This is a genomic window from Cellulomonas sp. JZ18 (assembly GCF_009720485.1).
Lineage (GTDB): Bacteria > Actinomycetota > Actinomycetes > Actinomycetales > Cellulomonadaceae > Cellulomonas.
On sequence record NZ_CP045245.1, the window covers coordinates 1,166,882 to 1,182,918 of the forward strand.

Consider the following 16,037-nt stretch of genomic DNA (forward strand, 5'->3'; position numbering starts at 1 on the left):
CCGTCGCCGTCATCCCCACGACGGGCCCCGTGCGCACCGCGCACGGGGCCCGTCGTCGTCCCACCTGCGCACCCGGCGCGGCTCCGGCGACGCCCGCCCCGATCCGCCGTCGCGGCCGGGCTCACCCGTCTCGGGCCGGCTCCGCGGGGACGGCCCCCGGCGGCTTCGTGCAGCCGCAGTCCGGGTGGGGCGACCACGTGCGCAGCCGCGGCACGAGGTCGGGCAGGCCGATCTCCGCGGTCGTCCCGCACAGCGCCGGGACGGCACCGGCGAGCATCGTGAGGACCTGCGCGGACGCCAACGCCGCGCAGGCGGCCGCGAGCACACCGACCTCGCCCGCCGCGCCGCCCGCCGGGGCAGTGCCGCGTGCGGGGCGGCCGGCGACCGCCGCGAGCACCCGCGGCCAGGCCGGGTCGGCGTCGGCGCGGTGCAGGTCCAGGCAGCGCAGGCAGGGGCCGTCACCCGGGCGGACCCAGGGCCCGACGACCGCGTCGGCGGCCCGGACCACCACGGACAGGTGCGGCACGCTCGCCGACGTGAGCATCGCCGCGCGTGCCGGGTCGGCCGCATCGTGCTCCACCACGACGACGGCGTCCGGCTCCGCGTCGTGGTCCACGCGCACGTCGGGCGCGACGTCGCGCAGGGCGCGGCGCACGGCGGTCGCACGGGGTGCGCCGACGTCGCTCCAGCGGTGCGCGCCGGCGGCGACGTCGGTGGAGCGCACGGGCGCCTCGTCGTCGAGCAGCAGGGTGCCGACGCCGGCCGTCGCCAGCAGCCGCGCCACCTGCGCGCCCGTCGCACCCAGGCCCACGACACCGACGACCGCGGCCGCCCGGGCCCGCACCACGGACTCGCCCGCGCCGTCCGGGCGCAGCAGCGCCCACGCCGCGGCGTCGCCCGCTGTCGGGCCCCGGACGACGTCGGCACGGGGCGGGTCGGGCCGCAGCAGCCCCGCGGTGCGCAGCGCGGCGACGGTGGCCGTCACGGCGGACGCCCGCGTGAGGGAGGTGAGGTCCGTCGTGTCGTCCACCGAGCACCAGAGCGCCACCTCGGCGGGGTCGAGCCCCTCGACGACGACGGCCCAGCGGGGGTCCAGCCCGACCTGGACGGCGTCGTCCCCACGGGGCAGCACGCGCAGCCCGGGGCGCAGGCGGAGCGGGGTACGGGTCACGGCGCCACCCTCGCAGGAGGCCGCCCCGGACGCGGTGCGTCGTCCACAGGGTCCGGGCCGGACGCGCCGAGGGCACCGCCGTGACCGACGGTGCCCTCGAGAGCGTGGACGCGGAACGGTGCCGCGGGGTCAGGCCTTGCCGAGGATGCGGTTGAGCTTGGTGCCGCACACGGGGCAGGTCGCCTTGGCCATCCGGCGGCCGGACTCGGAGACGACGACGTCGCCCTCGGCCTCCCGCTTCTCCTTGCACTTCACGCAGTAGAACTCGCCCGCCCAGGTCTCAGCCATGTGGTCCCTCCTCGTCCTCCGTCACCGGCACGGCGGGGGCCGCCCGGGCACCGGACCGTCGACGGCCACCGTGCGGGTCTCACAGTAGACCGCGGCGGTGGCGCCCCCGCCGTGCTCCGGCGCCGCCGCGCCGTCCCGGTCGGGTGAACGCCTCCGCCCGCGTGGCCCCGGCCCGCGTCCGCGTGCCGGGGCGCTAGCGTGCGTCCATGCCGACGCCGCCCGAGCCGCCGGACCCGCGCGGCGCGGCCGCGCCCCCGGTGGAGGTCCGCCGCTCGCGCCGCCGCGTCCGCACCGTGAGCGCGTGGCGCGAGGGCGACCGCACCGTGGTCGCCATCCCCGCGCGGTTCACGCGCGCGCAGGAGCGCGAGTGGGTCGGCCGGATGGTGGAGCGGCTGGCCGCGCAGGAGCGGCGCCGGCGTCCGTCCGACGCGCAGCTCCTGGCACGCGCGCAGGACCTGTCGCGGCGCTACCTGAGCGGGCGGGCCGTGCCGTCGACGGTCCGGTGGTCCTCCAACCAGGGTCGACGCTGGGGGTCCTGCACACCGTCGGACGGGACGATCCGCATCAGCGACCGGCTGCGCGGCATGCCGCGGTGGGTCCTCGACTACGTGCTGCTGCACGAGCTCGCGCACCTGCTGCAGCCCGGTCACGGCCCCGACTTCTGGGCGGAGCTGACCGCGTACCCGCACACGCAGCGCGCCCGTGGGTTCCTGGAGGGGTACGCGTTCCTGCGCGACGGCGCACCGGACGACCACGGCCCGGGCGAGCCGCGGCCGGACGACGAGCCGGGCGACGACGAGCCCGTCGGCGGGGAGGTCGACGACGGCGCCGCGCTCGAGGCGGACGTCGACGGGGAGGACGCCCCCGACCCGGCCGTGGGCGGGCCCGACGTCGGCGACACGGCGGTACCGCGCGGCCGGTGACCGCCAGGGGTCAGCCCCGCGAGGTCCCGTCGTCCCGCGGCTCGTCGGTGCCGCTGTTCCCGGTGCCGCTGTTCCCGGTGCCGTCGCCCCCGGTGCCGCCGCCCTGCGCGTCGCCGCGCGCGTCGGCGTCCAGGATCTCGGCGAGCGCGCGGTCCAGGTCCGCGCTGCCGTCGGCCTCGGCCTGCCGGCGCGCGTCGTAGCCGGCGGGGTCGTCGAGGTCCTGCGAGGTGGGCACGAGGTCCGGGTGCGCCCAGATCGCGTCCCGGCCGTCGACACCGCGCGTCGCGCCCAGGTGCGCCCACACCGCGGCGGCGTCGCGCAGCCGGCGCGGACGCAGCTCGAGGCCGACGAGGCTGGCGAACGTCTGCTCGGCCGGCCCACCCGCCGCGCGGCGGCGGCGCACCATCTCCCGCAGGGGCACGGCGTGCGGCAGATGCGGCGCCGCAGCGGCGGTCGCGACCTCGTCGACCCACCCCTCGACGAGCGCCAGCGCCGTCTCGAGACGGGCGAGGGCCGCCTCCTGCACGGGTGTCGTCCGCGGGGCGAACACCCCGCCCGACAGCGCCTCCTGCAGTGCGGCCTGGTCCGTCGGGTCGATCGAGCGGACCGCCTCCTCGAGCTGGTCCACGTCGATCTCGATGCCGCGCGCGTACGCGGCGACCGCCTCGAGCAGGTGCGCCCGCAGCCACGGGACGTGCGCGAACAGGCGGTTCGCAGCGGCCTCGCGCAGCGCCAGGTACAGCCGCACCTCCTCGAGGGGGGCGTCCAGGCCCTCCGCGAAGGCGTCGACGTTCGTCGGCACCAGCGCCGGGGCGGGGCGGTCGAGCAGCGGCAGGCCGATGTCCGTCGTCCCGAACACCTCGCGCGCCAGCGTGCCCGCGGCCTGGCCGACCTGCAGCCCGAACACCGCCGAGCCCAGACCGCGCAGCAGCTGCGCGGGGTCGCCGAAGGGCATGCCGCCGAAGCCCCCGGGAGCCCGCCCGGCAGGCCCAGCGCGTCGTCGCCCTCGCCCAGCGCGGGACGCAGCGCATCGGCCAGCGCCTCCGCGAGCGAGACCGCGACCGGCTCCGTGAGCGTGCGCCACGTCGGCAGCGTCGCCTCGACCCACTCGGCACGGCTCCAGGCGCGCGCCGGGTGCGGCGACGGCGGCAGGGCGGTCGCGGCGTCGAGCCACAGCTCGGCGACGGAGAGCGCGTCGACGACCTCGCGGGTCCGGCCGGGCGACAGGGACGGGTCCCCGCCCTGCGCGGCCTGCCGGCGCGCCAGGTCGTGCGCCATCGCCCAGTTGACCGGCTCGTCGCCCGACGTCGCCAGCATGCGCTGCACCTGCGAGATCGCCGCCTGCAGGGCGGCGGGGTCCGCGGGCAGCCCGGACGCGGCGGCCATCGCGGCGGGGTCCACGCCCATGGACCGCATCTGCGCGATGGCGTCGTCGGCGGCGGGGCCGAGCATCGCGCGCAGGACCTGCTCCCACTGCTCGGGATCCGGCTGGGGACCGCCCGTGGCGGGGACGTCGGGGCTCATGCGGGCCTCCTGGCTCGGGGGCACCACCGTAACCAGGGGCGGCGCGCGCCCGGCAGGACGGCACGGCGCGGTTCGCTCAGGGCGGACCGGTGGGCGGACCGGCGGGCGGGTGGGACGCGGTGCGGGATGATCGGTGCGTGCTCGACGACCAGCCGACCCCGCCCGGGCCCGCCGACCCCGTCCTCCCCGCCGAGCCGCCCGAGCGTCCGCGCGCGACGCCCCGCGCGCTCGTGCTGTCCGTCGGGATGCTCCTGACGGCCGCGCTCGCGGGCGTCCTCGTCGTGCTCCCGGCGCCGTACGCCGTGACGAGCCCGGGCCCGACCCGCGACGTGCTGGGGGAGGCCGACGGCACGCCGCTCATCCAGGTCGAGGGCGCGCAGACGTACCCGTCGAGCGGGGAGCTGCGGCTGACGACGATCTCGGGCACCGGCGGGCCCGGCTACCCCTCGTACGTGTCGGCGGTGCTGCGTGGCTGGGCGTCGCGGACGTCGGTCGTCCGGCCGGTCGAGGAGGTCTTCCCGCCGGACGCCACGCAGGAGCAGATCGACGAGTCGAACACCGAGCTCATGGTGTCCTCGCAGGAGAACGCGACCGTGGCGGCGCTCACCGAGCTCGGCTACGACGTGCCCGCCACGCTCGTCGTGGCCGGCACGGTCGAGGGCAGCGACGCCGAGGGGCGGCTCGAGGAGGGCGACGTGCTCACGGCGATGGACGGCGAGGCGCTGCCGGACTACCAGACGCTCGTGCGCCGCCTGCAGGACATCACCCCCGGCGACGTCGTGACCCTGGCCGTGACGCGCCACGGGCAGGAGACGGAGGTCGAGGTGACCACGGGGGAGCGCGAGGACGGCGGCGCCCAGATCGGCGTGTACGTCAACCCGTCGTTCGACCTGCCCGTCGACGTGACGATCAGCATCGACGGCATCGGCGGGCCCAGCGCGGGCACGATGTTCGCCCTGGGGATCGTCGACCTGCTCACCCCCGAGGACGAGGCGGACGGCGAGGTCATCGCGGGCACGGGCACGATCGACGTCACGGGGGACGTCGGGCCCATCGGCGGCATCCGCCAGAAGCTCGCGGGCGCGCGCCGGGACGGCGCCGCCTGGTTCCTCGCCCCGCGGGCAACTGCGAGCAGGTCGTGGGGCACGTGCCCGACGGGCTGCGCGTGGTGCGGGTGGCCACGCTGCACGAGGCGCGCGAGGCGATGACGGCGATCGGCGCCGGCGAGGCGGACGACCTGCCGACCTGCACCGCCGGCTGAGACCCGTCGGCGCCGGCGGTCAGTCCAGCGTGGCGCGCACGGCCGCGACGAGCCCCGGCACCAGGTCGGGACCCTGCCCGACGGCGTCGTCGCTGTCGTGCGCGCGCGTGCGCAGCGCGCACCAGGCGGGACCGTCGCGCAGCACGCCGACGGCGAGCCGCACGTCCTGGCGGGCCGGGTGCGCGAGGAGGGCGGTCAGGGCCTGCTCCGGGTCGGCCGGCAGGTCGGCCTCGGCCTCGGGCGGCAGCACGACCCGCTCGACGGTCACCGCGGCCCCGTCCACCGTCGGCGGCCACGACAGCCCGCCCAGGAGTCCCTCGAGGTCCTGCGCGTCAGGCAGCCCCTCCTGCTCGACGGACGTGAGGTGCCAGTCGTCCGCCTCGGCCGCCGCGAGCACCGCCGGGTCGAGCTGCTCGGCCAGGCCCGGCTCGGAGGCCAGGGCGGCGCGCGTGCGCACGAGGGCGAAGACGCGCACCGGGGCGTCCCAGCCGGCGCCCGCGACGTGGTGCTCGATCTCGCGCACGGCGTCGGCGAGGGCACGGGCCGCGCGCACGTCGTCGGCGGGGTCCGGGGAAGGGGGAGTGCTCACGCCGCCCATGGTCGCACCCGGTGTGGGAACCTGTGAGCCCGCCGGCGCGTTCGCCAGGCGACGGGTGACGCCCGTCGGCAGCACGGTCCGCACGCCGGCCCGAGGAACTCCCGAGAAACGACGAGGAACGCCACGCCGTGACCTTCGCCTCCCCACCCCGCCCCCGTCCGGACGCGCCGCGCCGCCGCGGTCCGCTGGTCCCGACGCTGATCACGCTCGCCGCACTCGTGGTGCTCGTCCTGGTGCTCGCCCAGGTCTGGACCGAGGTGCTCTGGTTCTCCCAGCTCGGCTTCACCGAGGTGATCCGCACCGAGTGGCTGACCCGCGCGGTGCTGTTCGTGCTCGGCTTCCTCGTCATGGCGGCCGCCGTCGGGTTCTCGCTGAGCTACGCCTACCGGTCGCGTCCCGTCTACGCGCCGTCGACGCCGGAGCAGGCGAGCCTCGACCAGTACCGCGAGGCCATCGAGCCGCTGCGCCGGCTCGTGCTCGTCGTCGGTCCCGTGGTGCTCGGCCTGTTCGCCGGCGGGGCGGCGTCCCAGCAGTGGACGACCGTGCAGCTGTGGCTCAACGGCCGTGAGGTGGGGACGAGCGACCCGCAGTGGGGCATGGACATCGGCTTCTACCTCTTCACGCTGCCGGGCCTGCGGTTCGTCGTCTCGTTCCTCATGGCGGTCGTGGTCCTGTCGATCATCGCGGCGGTCGCGACGCACTACCTGTACGGCGGCCTGCGCATCGGCGGGCGGCAGGGCGGCGCACCGCGCGCGACGCGCGCCGCACGCGTGCACCTGTCGGTGCTGGGCGCGCTCGTGCTGCTGCTCATCGCCGCGAACTACTGGCTCGACCGGTACTCGATCCTGACCAAGCAGCAGACCGGCGGTCAGCGCTGGCAGGGCGCCGGGTTCACCGACGTCAACGCCGTCATCCCGTCCAAGGCGATCCTCGCGGTCGCGGCGGTCGTCGTGGCGGCCGCGTTCGTCGCCACGGCGTTCAGCGGCAACTGGCGCCTGCCGGCCATCGGCGTCGGCCTCATGGTCGTCGCGGCGATCGTCGTCGGCGGCGTGTACCCGGCGGTCGTGCAGCGCTTCCAGGTGCAGCCGAACCAGCAGGACGCCGAGGCCGAGTTCATCCAGCGCAACATCGACGCCACCCTCGCCGCGTACGGGCTCGACGAGGTCGAGACCAGCGAGTACGACGCCACGGTGACGGCGGAGCCGGGCGCGCTGCGCGAGGACGCGGAGACCACCGCGTCGATCCGTCTGCTCGACCCCAACATCGTCTCGCCGTCGTTCAAGCAGCTCCAGCAGATCCGCGGCTTCTACGACTTCCCCGACTCGCTCGCGGTCGACCGCTACACCATCGACGGCGAGAGCCGGGACACCGTCATCGCGGTGCGCGAGCTCAACCAGGCCGGCCTCAGCGCCCAGCAGCGCAACTGGACGAACGACACCACCGTGTACACGCACGGGTACGGCGTCGTCGCGGCGTACGGCAACACGCGCGGTGCGCGCGGCGCCCCCGAGTTCTGGGAGAGCGGGATCCCCACGGCGGAGGCGGCCACGTCGGACCAGCTCGGCGAGTACGAGCCGCGCATCTACTTCGGCCAGTCGTCGCCCGAGTACTCGATCGTCGGCGGGCCCGAGGGCACCGACGGCTGGGAGTTCGACTACCCGGACGACGAGACGGGCACCGGCTCCGTGCCCTACCGGTTCCCGACGCAGGACACCTCCGCGGGTCCGTCCGTCGGCAACGTCTGGCACAAGCTGCTGTACGCGCTGAAGTTCGGCGACGAGCAGATCCTGTTCTCCGAGCGCGTCAACGAGCACTCGCAGATCCTGTACGACCGCGACCCGCGCGACCGCGTGGCGAAGGTCGCGCCGTACCTCGACCTGGACGGGCGCGTCTACCCGGCCGTCGTCGACGGGCGGGTCAAGTGGATCGTCGACGGCTACACGACGTCCGACCAGTACCCGTACGCGGCGACGCGCTCCCTCCAGGAGGCGACGACGGACTCCCTCACGGAGCGCGCCGCGACGGTCGAGGCCCTGCTGCCCAAGCAGGTGAACTACATCCGCAACTCGGTGAAGGCGACCGTGGACGCCTTCGACGGCTCGGTCGACCTGTACGCCTGGGACACCGAGGACCCCGTGCTCCAGGCGTGGGCGCAGGTCTTCCCGACGTCGCTGCAGCCGCTCGAGGACATCAGCGGCGACCTGATGAGCCACCTGCGCTACCCGGAGGACCTGTTCAAGGTCCAGCGGGCGCTGCTGGGGCAGTACCACGTGACGGACGCCGGCCAGTTCTTCTCGGGGAACGACTTCTGGCAGAGCCCGGCCGACCCGACGGCGTCCAACGCCGAGGTGGCGCAGCCGCCGTACTACCTGACGCTGCAGATGCCCGGCACGGACGAGGCGACGTTCTCGCTCATGTCGACGTTCATCCCGAGCGGCGCGAACGCGCGCAACGTGCTGACCGGCTACCTGGCGGTCGACGCGGACGCCGGCTCGACACCGGGCGAGATCGCCGAGGGGTACGGCACGCTGCGGCTCCTGGAGCTGCCGCGCGACTCGACCGTCCCCGGCCCCGGGCAGGCGAGCGCGAACTTCACGGCCGACCCGGTCGTGTCGAACGAGCTCAACATCCTGGCGCGCGGTGACTCCCTCGTGCGGCGCGGCAACCTGCTGACGCTGCCCGTCGGCGGCGGTCTGCTCTACGTGCAGCCGGTCTACGTGCAGGCGTCCAGCGGCACGACGTTCCCGCTGCTGCAGCGTGTGCTCGTGTCGTTCGGCGACGAGATCGGCTTCGCCCAGACGCTCGACGGCGCCCTCGACCAGGTGTTCGGCGGAGACTCCGGAGCGGCGGCGGGCGACGCCGGTGCCGGACCCGTGGAGCCGCCCAGCGAGGGCGAGGAGCCCGTCGAGGGTGGCGACAGCGGGACGGGTGCCACACCGGCCCCGACCGGCGAGGCGACCGCGACCCCCGCACCCACGGAGGGTGGCGCGGCCCCGGCGGGTGACGCCCGCACGGAGCTCGAGACGGCGCTGCGCGAGGCCCAGGCCGCGATCGAGGCCGGTCAGGCCGCGCTCGCGGAGGGCGACTTCGCCGCGTACGGCGAGGCGCAGCAGCGGCTGGACGAGGCGCTGCAGCGGGCGATCGAGGCAGAGGGGCGCCTGGGCGGCTGACGTCCGGCGACCAGCGCGGCGCGAGGCCGGCACCCGCACGGGTGCCGGCCTCGCGCCGTGTGCGCCTCACCTCCCGGTCCTCCCGCGCGTCTTCGATGAGGGACGACGGCGCCGGTCCGGCGCGGGAGGGGAGCGGCATGGCCGGTTGGGTGCGTGTGGGTGGTCGGGTGCAGGCTGGGCCCATGACGGCGACCGGGGACCGACGCACGGTCGTGCTGTACCTGGGGGCGGCCCTCGTGTGGGGCTCGAGCTTCCTGTTCATGAAGGTCGGGCTGGAGGGCCTCGGACCGGCACAGGTCGCCCTCGCGCGGCTGCTGCTCGGGGCGCTGACCCTCGTGGTGGTCATGACGGTGCTGCGCCGGCGGTGGCCCCGGGACGGACGCACGTGGGGCCACCTGGCGGTGGTCGGCGTGCTGCTCTGCGTCGTGCCGTTCCAGCTCTTCGCGTGGGCCGGTCAGCACCTGGCGTCCGGGCTGTCGAGCATCCTCAACGCCACGACGCCGCTCATGACGTCGCTCGCGGTCGCGCTGCTGCTGCCCGCGGAGCGGCTGACGGCGCGGCAGGGCGCGGGCCTCGGGGTCGGTGCGGCGGGCGTCGTCGTCATCATGGCGCCGTGGACGTACCTCGGGACCGGCGGGGTCGCGGCGCCGCTGCCCGCGGTGCTCGCGTGCCTCGGCGCGACCGCGTGCTACGGGCTCGGCATGACCTACCTGCGCCGGTTCGTGACGCCGCTGCGCCTGCCCGCGGAGACGGTCGCGGCGGGTCAGATCGTGGTGGCGGCGCTCGTGATGCTCGCGCTCTCGCCCGTCGTCGCCCGCGGGACCGTGTCGCTGACCTGGCCCGTCGTGCTGTCGATGGTCGGCCTCGGTGCGCTCGGCACGGGCATGGCCTACGTGTGGAACACGCGGGTCGTCGACGCGTGGGGCGCCCAGCGGGCGTCGACCGTCACCTACCTCACGCCGGTCGTCGGCGTCGTCCTCGGCATCCTCGTGCTGGACGAGCGGCTGCACTGGTACGAGCCGGTGGGCGGGCTGCTGGTCGTGCTCGGGATCGTCGTGGCGCAGCGCGCCGCGCGGGCGGCCGGGGGAGCGGGTGCGGTCGTGCCGCCGGCGACGACGGTGGGCGTGCCCGCACCCGGGGCACCGCGCCGCTGAACGGCAGGTGGCCGTGGTGTGACCGGGAGCACGTCCGTGCGATTTGGACGCCCGTGCGGCCTGACGTAGAGTAGAGACACCGACGCGGGGTGGAGCAGCTCGGTAGCTCGCTGGGCTCATAACCCAGAGGTCGCAGGTTCAAATCCTGCCCCCGCTACTCAGAAGGACGAAGGCCCGGACCGACAGGTCCGGGCCTTCGTCGTTCCGGATGTGGTTCCGGACGTCGTCCCGGACGTCGTGCCGGACGTGGTTCGGAGGCCGACCCGGGCGCGGTCAGCTCGCCGGCGTGCGCAGGATCGACGACATGCGCTTGCCGCGTGCGACCTCGTCCACCAGCTTGTCCATCCAGCGGATCTGCTGCATGAGCGGGTCCTCGATCTCCTCGACCCGCGTGCCGCAGATGACGCCGGTGATGAGCGAGGCGTTCGGGTTCATCGCGGGAGCCTGCGCGAAGAACGTCTCGAGGTCGACCTCGCGCGCGAGCACGTCCGTGAGGCCGGCCGCGTCGTAGCCGGTGAGCCAGCAGATCACCTCGTCCACCTCCGCCCGCGTCCGGCCCTTGCGCTCGACCTTCGCGACGTAGTGGGGGTAGATGCTGGCGAGGCTCGTGGTGAAGATGCGGTGACGCGGCACGGGGTTCCTCCCGACGGCGGACGGCTGAGTCGGCGGCGCTCGTGCGAGGACGGGACGGCCGACGTCCGGAGCCTACGGCCAGCCGCTCCCGGCACCGGGGTGCCCGCTACGGTCGCCGTCGCGCCCCGTCGGTCGTACGTTGCCCAGATCAGAGGTCGTTCACCCAGACCCCGGGGAGACACCACCATGATCAGCACGGACGACATCCGGCACCTGCTCGTCGGCGGCGGCACGGTCGTCGGGACCGACGGCGACAAGATCGGGAAGGTCGGGCAGCTCTTCCTCGACGACCGCACCGGGGACCCCGAGTGGGTCACCGTCAGCACGGGCCTGTTCGGGCGCGCGGAGTCCTTCGTCCCGCTCGCGGACGCGTCGGTCCGCGGCGACGAGATCGTCGTGCCCTACGACAAGGCGAAGGTGAAGGGGGCGCCACGGGTCGAGGACTCCGAGGGGCACCTGTCGCCGGACGAGGAGCGCGAGCTCTACCGCTACTACGGCGTGGCGGACGGCGAGGGCGTCAGCGCGAGCGCCGGCACCACGGGCGACGCGGACGACGAGGACCGGCGACGCGACGAGCACCGGACCGACGCAGCGACGTCCGGGGTCGGGGCGGGCACGGACCGCACCGACGACACCGACGGCTCAGCGGGCACGGGCGGGCGCCACGCGGCCGACACGCCCGTGGACGCGCCGCCGGCCGTCCGCAGGGACGCCTCGGACGCGGACGCCGGTCAGGGGAGCGTGACGACGGGTGGTGCACGCCTGCGCCGCTACGTGGTCACCGAGGAGCAGACGGTCACCGTGCCCGTCACGCGTGAGGAGGTGCGCGTGGAGCCCACGCCGGGGCCGGACGACGCCGGCACCGCCGGCGAGCGGCGCTGACCGCGGCGCCGTCCACCTCGCCGTCCGGCCGGTCCGGGCCGGTCCGGACGCGCACGGCCGCCGAGGCGGCCAGCACCCGGGCGCACCCCGGGTCCGTCCGTCGCCGCGCGGGGCGCGGCACACCCAGACCAGGAGCAGCCATGAGCACACACGACGCCAGCACCCCCGACCGCCCGAGCGCCGACGGCGCGAGCGCGGCCGACCCGCACGCCCCGTCCGGCGGGGCCGTCTCCGCCCGTGCCTTCGGCCGCGACCGCGAGAGCGTGGTCGCGCGGGAGAAGGAGGAGTACGGAGGCATGAAGTTCGGCTCGGCGTTCTTCGGCTGGCTGACCGCCACCGGGACCGCCGTGCTGCTCACCGCGCTCGCGGCCGCCGCAGGCACGGCCGTCGGTGTCGCGAACGACACGAGCCTCGGCGAGGCGGCGGACCAGGCCGCGTCGGACCCGGGCTCGGTCGGCCTCGTCGGCGGGATCGTCCTCGCCGTCATCCTGTTCGTCGCGTACTACTGCGGCGGCTACGTGGCCGGCCGGATGGCGCGGTTCGACGGCGCCAAGCAGGGCATCGCGGTGTGGCTGTGGGCCGTCGTCATCGCGATCGCGGTCGCCGTCCTCGCCGCCGTCGCGGGCGACCAGTTCAACGTGCTGGGCCGGCTCGACAGCTTCCCGCGCATCCCGATCGCCGAGGGCGACGTGACGACCGGCGGCATCATCACGCTGCTGGCCATCGCCGTCGTGAGCCTCGTCGGCGCGGTCCTCGGCGGGCTCGCCGGCATGCGCTTCCACCGGAAGGTCGACCGCGCCGGTCTCGGCCGCTGACCCCTCCCGACGACGGCCCGCACCGCCCGGTGCGGGCCGTCGCCACGTCCGCTGCCGGCCTCAGCCACCGCCGAGGCGTCGTGCGCGCAGCACGACGTCGTGCGTGTGGTGCGCGCCGGCGCCGCCCCGGACCGCCCGCTCGCGCACCTCGTCGACCTCGACGAGCCAGCCCGCCGTGAGCAGCGGCGCGACGTCGCGGGGGAGCACCCAGTCGTCGGGGTCGAAGCCGCCGTGCTCGCCGCCGCCGTGCTCGCCGCTGCCGTGGCGCGTGTCGTGGTGGACGACGAGGAGCGTGCCGCCGGGGGCGACCAGGCGGACCAGCGCACGCTCGGCCCGGGCGTCCGGGGTGCGGCGCAGGGCAGGGTACTGCGCGGAGACCAGGTCGAAGGCGCCGGCGGGCAGCGCGGCGTCCAGGAGGCCGCCGTGCACCCAGGTCACGGCGGCACCGGCGGCGGTCGCGTGCGCACGGGCGCGCGAGAGCGCGACGCCCGAGACGTCGAGGGCCGTGACGTCCCAGCCGTGCCCCGCGAGCCACACCGCGTCGGCGCCCTCGCCGCACCCCACGTCGAGCGCCCGCCCGGGGCGCAGGCCGCGCACCTCGTGCACGAGCGCGCCGTTCGGCTCCCCGCTCCACACGCGCTCGGCACCGCCGTACCGTGCGTCCCACTCCGCGGCGTCGGTCGGCGGGGCGGCGGCGCGCCCCCGCGGGTGCGCGGGCGGCGGGGGCGGCGTCGGCACTCCGGGGAGCAGGTCCGCGCGCACGTCCTGGTCGTCGGTCACCCGTCGAGCCTCGGCGCGGCGCGGGCCCGCGCACAAGGTGCCGTGCGGGAACGGCAAGGACCCGGTGGGCGGGGCCGCGGCCTCAGCGGTGACGCGGGTGGACCACGCCCGCGCTGCCGCCGCCACGACGCTCGGGCTCGGCGACCGACAGCAGCGTCCGGCGTCCGACGAACTCGATCGCCGTGACCGCCCCGATCTCCGGGTTGTCCGCGAACGTGTGCCCCAGGGCGGCGAGCCCCTCGCGCGGGAAGCCCGGCTCGGCCTGCACCGCGGCGGTGTTGCGCTGCGTCGCGCGGGGTGCGGCGACGGCCTCGGGCAGCGGTGTGCCGAGGTCGAGCCGGTCCACCAGCACCTGCAGCACGGTCGTGATGATGGTCGAGCCGCCGGGGGAGCCGAGGGCGAGCAGCGGGCGGCCGTCCTGCAGGACGATCGTCGGCGCCATGGAGCTGCGCGGGCGCTTGCCGGGACCGGGCAGGTTCGGGTCCGCGCCGCCCTGCGTGTCCGTGAAGCTGAAGTCGGTCAGCTCGTTGTTGAGCAGGAACCCGCGGTCGGGGACGACGATCGCGTTGCCGCCCGTCGACTCGATCGTGAGCGTGTAGGCGACGACGTTGCCCCAGCGGTCGGCCGTCGTCAGGTGGGTCGTGGACGTGCCGCCCGGTGCCTCCGCGCCCGGCTCGCCGCCGCCCGGGCAGCCGGCGTAGTCGCCGTCGGGCGAGCCCGGGGCGACCGGCTTCGGCAGCGCCGCGGCCGGGTCGACCAGGCACGCGCGCTCCGCCGCGAACCCGTCGGACAGCAGCTCGGCGAGGGGCACGTCGACGAACGCGGGGTCGCCGACGTACCGGTTGCGGTCGGCGAACGCGAGCGCGCTCGCCTCGAGGTAGCGGTGCAGCGCCTGGGTACGGTCGAGCGCCCCCAGGTCGCTCGTCTCGAGGATGTTCAGGGCCTCGCCCACGGTGGAGCCGCCCGAGGAGGGCGGGGCCATGCCGTACACGTCCAGGCCGCGGTAGGACACGTGCGTCGGGTCGCGGTGCACGACCTCGTAGGCGGCGAGGTCCGACCGCTCGAGCAGCCCCGGGCGCACGACGCGGTCCGCACCGGGCACGACCGGCGGGTCCTGGACGGTGGCGACGATCTCGCGCGCGAGCGGGCCCCGGTAGAGCACGTCCGCCCCGTACCGGGCCATCAGTGCGTACGTGCGGGCGAGGTCCGGGTTGCGCAACACCGAGCCGACGGCCGGCGGCGCGCCGCCCGGCAGGAACAGCTCGGCGGTCGAGGAGATGTCCGCGAACCGCTCGGCGTTGTCCGCGGTCTGCTGCGCGAACGTCTCGTCGACGACGAACCCGTGGTGCGCGACCCGCGTCGCCCCGGCGAGCGCCCGGCGCAGGCTGAACGTGCCCCACGCGTCGAGCGCCGCCTGCCACGTGGCGGGTGTGCCGGGCACACCGGCCGACAGCCCGGACGTGACCGCCTCCTCGAAGGGGAGCGCGACCCCGTCCTCCACGAACGCGTCGGGGCCCATCGCCGCCGGTGCGGTCTCGCGGCCGTCGATCGTGTGGACCTGCCCCGTGCGGGCGTCGTAGTAGACGAAGAACCCGCCGCCGCCGATGCCGGCCGAGTAGGGCTCGGTGACGCCGAGGGTCGCGGCGGCGGCCACGGCCGCGTCGACCGCGTTGCCGCCGCGGCGCAGCACGTCGAGGCCGACGCGCGTCGCGTCGGGGTCGACGGTCGCGACGGCGCCGCCGGTGCCCACCGCGACGGGCACCTTCACGGGCGGGCGGCCGGGCCGGCCACCGTGCCAGCCGCCGCGCCCGCGGTGGTCCAGCTCCGCCTCGGGCCCCGCGACGAGCGCCTCGAGCTCGGCGTCGACGGTCCCCTCGTCGACGGCGACCTCGTCCGGGACGGACGCGGCCCGGGGCGGGGCCGCGGCGACGGGCAGCACCCCCGCGGTGAGCGCGAGCGCCGCGGCGGCGGCGACCCCGAGCGGTCGGACGAGCGTGGACGTGCGCATGGTGGCCCCCGGGTGGTGCGACGTCAGGTGTCCGTCCTACCACCGCGCGCCCCGCCCGCCCAGCCCTCCGCGGGAACTCGACGGCGCGGGCGCGGGCGCCGCTACGGCAGCCGGGACGGCAGCCGTCGGACGGCCTCCCCGGCCCGGCCCGGGTCGAGGGGCACGGGGCTGACGAGCGTCGCCGGGCCACGGTGCAGCCAGCCGCTGGTCAGCGGGCGGCAGCGCACGCCGCCGCGACCCCGCATCGCGTGGTGCGCGCCCGGTGCGAGAACGCGGTCCATCCACGCGCACGGGTGCGCGGGGCGCCCGACCCGCAGGCGCACCGCGTCGCCGCCGGACTCGAGCACGACCTCCTCGCCGACGAGCGGGGCCAGCTCCGCGCCGCGCAGCACGACGTTGCGCCGGGTCAGCAGCGGGTCGAACGGACCGGCGCCGAGCTCGTCCGCGATCGCCTCGAGCGCCTCGACCGCGAACAGCGTGATCGCGGCGTCCATGTGGGCCGCCCTGCCGAAGAAGCGGTCGCCGACGACGCCCTTGTCGGCCACGACCTCGACGCGGTCCGCGTCGGTGGTCGGGACGTCGACGGCGCCGTCCCGCGGGCGGCCGAAGTACGCGTGCTCCGGGGAGACGAGCAGGTGCAGGACCTCCACCTCGTACCGGTACGGCGTCACCACGCGGCCCAGTGTCCGTCGTCCCGTGGTGACGGCACCAGCGGAGCCGCGCGGGTGGCGCGGCGCACCCGACGGAGCGGCCCGGGAGGCAGCCCGTCGCCCTCCGTCTGCCTTCCGTTCACCGGGCTGTGCCACCATCCCGCGGCCGACGGCGGTGCG

Annotated in this window: 14 protein-coding genes, 1 tRNA gene and 1 pseudogene; 7 read left to right on the forward strand and 9 right to left on the reverse strand. The window is 76.3% G+C overall.

Going from position 1 to position 16,037, the window contains the following annotated elements; translation table 11 throughout:
• Positions 1-121 precede the first annotated feature (121 nt).
• A complete protein-coding gene (locus GC089_RS05420; protein ID WP_155376784.1) occupies positions 122-1,171 on the reverse strand; it encodes a ThiF family adenylyltransferase in 1,050 nt (349 codons plus the stop codon).
• A gap of 129 nt (positions 1,172-1,300) precedes the next feature.
• Positions 1,301-1,459 carry a DUF5679 domain-containing protein gene (locus GC089_RS18365; RefSeq protein ID WP_196250831.1) on the reverse strand — a complete coding sequence of 53 codons (159 nt, stop codon included), beginning with the start codon at positions 1,457-1,459 and terminating at the stop codon, positions 1,301-1,303.
• A gap of 206 nt (positions 1,460-1,665) precedes the next feature.
• Here GC089_RS18365 and GC089_RS05425 point away from each other — a divergent pair, with 206 nt between their 5' ends.
• Positions 1,666-2,382: a M48 family metallopeptidase gene (locus GC089_RS05425; RefSeq protein ID WP_155376785.1), complete on the forward strand. Its 717-nt coding sequence runs from the start codon at positions 1,666-1,668 to the stop codon at positions 2,380-2,382.
• Positions 2,383-2,392: 10 nt separating this feature from the next.
• On the opposite strand, the gene GC089_RS19920 is transcribed toward GC089_RS05425, so the two are convergent.
• Together GC089_RS19920 and GC089_RS19925 are read right to left on the reverse strand one after the other, a co-directional pair.
• Positions 2,393-3,337: a zinc-dependent metalloprotease gene (locus GC089_RS19920; RefSeq protein WP_370514072.1), complete on the reverse strand. Its 945-nt coding sequence runs from the start codon at positions 3,335-3,337 to the stop codon at positions 2,393-2,395.
• A 134-nt stretch (positions 3,338-3,471) separates the two neighbouring features.
• Positions 3,472-3,906: pseudogene (locus GC089_RS19925) on the reverse strand (zinc-dependent metalloprotease); the annotation flags it as partial.
• 137 nt (positions 3,907-4,043) lie between these two features.
• On the opposite strand from GC089_RS19925, the gene GC089_RS05435 reads away from it, so the two are divergent.
• On the forward strand, positions 4,044-5,114 hold the full coding sequence (locus GC089_RS05435; protein ID WP_370514073.1) for a PDZ domain-containing protein: 1,071 nt from the start codon (positions 4,044-4,046) through the stop codon (positions 5,112-5,114).
• Positions 5,115-5,186: 72 nt separating this feature from the next.
• Here the strand turns inward: GC089_RS05435 and GC089_RS05440 are convergent, their stop codons facing one another.
• The gene (locus GC089_RS05440; RefSeq protein WP_155376786.1) at positions 5,187-5,765 is read right to left on the reverse strand and encodes a PPA1309 family protein; all 579 of its coding nucleotides are present in this window, start codon (positions 5,763-5,765) and stop codon (positions 5,187-5,189) included.
• Positions 5,766-5,893: 128 nt separating this feature from the next.
• Between GC089_RS05440 and GC089_RS05445 the strand changes: the two genes are divergently transcribed.
• From GC089_RS05445 to GC089_RS05455, 3 genes are all read left to right on the forward strand, one after another.
• Positions 5,894-8,935, forward strand: a complete 3,042-nt coding sequence (locus GC089_RS05445; protein WP_155376787.1) for a UPF0182 family protein — start codon at positions 5,894-5,896, stop codon at positions 8,933-8,935.
• 182 nt (positions 8,936-9,117) lie between these two features.
• Positions 9,118-10,089 (forward strand): DMT family transporter, encoded by a 972-nt coding sequence (locus GC089_RS05450; protein WP_155376788.1) that lies wholly within the window; start codon positions 9,118-9,120, stop codon positions 10,087-10,089.
• 83 nt (positions 10,090-10,172) lie between these two features.
• Positions 10,173-10,246: transfer RNA gene (locus GC089_RS05455), tRNA-Met, on the forward strand.
• A 116-nt stretch (positions 10,247-10,362) separates the two neighbouring features.
• On the opposite strand, the gene GC089_RS05460 is transcribed toward GC089_RS05455, so the two are convergent.
• Positions 10,363-10,722: a DUF2200 domain-containing protein gene (locus GC089_RS05460; RefSeq protein WP_155376789.1), complete on the reverse strand. Its 360-nt coding sequence runs from the start codon at positions 10,720-10,722 to the stop codon at positions 10,363-10,365.
• A 186-nt stretch (positions 10,723-10,908) separates the two neighbouring features.
• Here GC089_RS05460 and GC089_RS05465 point away from each other — a divergent pair, with 186 nt between their 5' ends.
• Both GC089_RS05465 and GC089_RS05470 read left to right on the forward strand, forming a co-directional pair.
• On the forward strand, positions 10,909-11,604 hold the full coding sequence (locus GC089_RS05465) for a DUF2382 domain-containing protein (RefSeq protein ID WP_155376790.1): 696 nt from the start codon (positions 10,909-10,911) through the stop codon (positions 11,602-11,604).
• A 140-nt stretch (positions 11,605-11,744) separates the two neighbouring features.
• Positions 11,745-12,419 (forward strand): hypothetical protein, encoded by a 675-nt coding sequence (locus GC089_RS05470; RefSeq protein ID WP_230685077.1) that lies wholly within the window; start codon positions 11,745-11,747, stop codon positions 12,417-12,419.
• A gap of 60 nt (positions 12,420-12,479) precedes the next feature.
• On the opposite strand, the gene GC089_RS05475 is transcribed toward GC089_RS05470, so the two are convergent.
• The 3 genes from GC089_RS05475 to GC089_RS05485 form a co-directional block, all read right to left on the reverse strand.
• Positions 12,480-13,199 (reverse strand): bifunctional 2-polyprenyl-6-hydroxyphenol methylase/3-demethylubiquinol 3-O-methyltransferase UbiG, encoded by a 720-nt coding sequence (locus tag GC089_RS05475; protein WP_155376791.1) that lies wholly within the window; start codon positions 13,197-13,199, stop codon positions 12,480-12,482.
• 82 nt (positions 13,200-13,281) lie between these two features.
• Positions 13,282-15,207, reverse strand: coding sequence for a gamma-glutamyltransferase (gene ggt / locus GC089_RS05480; protein WP_155376792.1), 1,926 nt, complete (start codon positions 15,205-15,207; stop codon positions 13,282-13,284).
• 101 nt (positions 15,208-15,308) lie between these two features.
• Positions 15,309-15,881, reverse strand: a complete 573-nt coding sequence (locus tag GC089_RS05485) for an MOSC domain-containing protein (RefSeq protein ID WP_155376793.1) — start codon at positions 15,879-15,881, stop codon at positions 15,309-15,311.
• Positions 15,882-16,037: the final 156 nt, after the last annotated feature.

Excerpts from the sequence above, each read along its gene's own strand:
- GC089_RS05465 (WP_155376790.1), top strand. The coding sequence starts at position 10,909 with ATGATCAGCACGGACGACATCCGGCACCTGCTCGTCGGCGGCGGCACG.
- GC089_RS05470 (WP_230685077.1), top strand. The coding sequence starts at position 11,745 with ATGAGCACACACGACGCCAGCACCCCCGACCGCCCGAGCGCCGACGGC.
- GC089_RS05425 (WP_155376785.1), top strand. The coding sequence starts at position 1,666 with ATGCCGACGCCGCCCGAGCCGCCGGACCCGCGCGGCGCGGCCGCGCCC.
- GC089_RS19920 (WP_370514072.1), bottom strand. The coding sequence starts at position 3,337 with ATGCCCTTCGGCGACCCCGCGCAGCTGCTGCGCGGTCTGGGCTCGGCG.
- GC089_RS05450 (WP_155376788.1), top strand. The coding sequence starts at position 9,118 with ATGACGGCGACCGGGGACCGACGCACGGTCGTGCTGTACCTGGGGGCG.
- GC089_RS18365 (WP_196250831.1), bottom strand. The coding sequence starts at position 1,459 with ATGGCTGAGACCTGGGCGGGCGAGTTCTACTGCGTGAAGTGCAAGGAG.
- ggt (WP_155376792.1), bottom strand. The coding sequence starts at position 15,207 with ATGCGCACGTCCACGCTCGTCCGACCGCTCGGGGTCGCCGCCGCCGCG.
- GC089_RS05440 (WP_155376786.1), bottom strand. The coding sequence starts at position 5,765 with ATGGGCGGCGTGAGCACTCCCCCTTCCCCGGACCCCGCCGACGACGTG.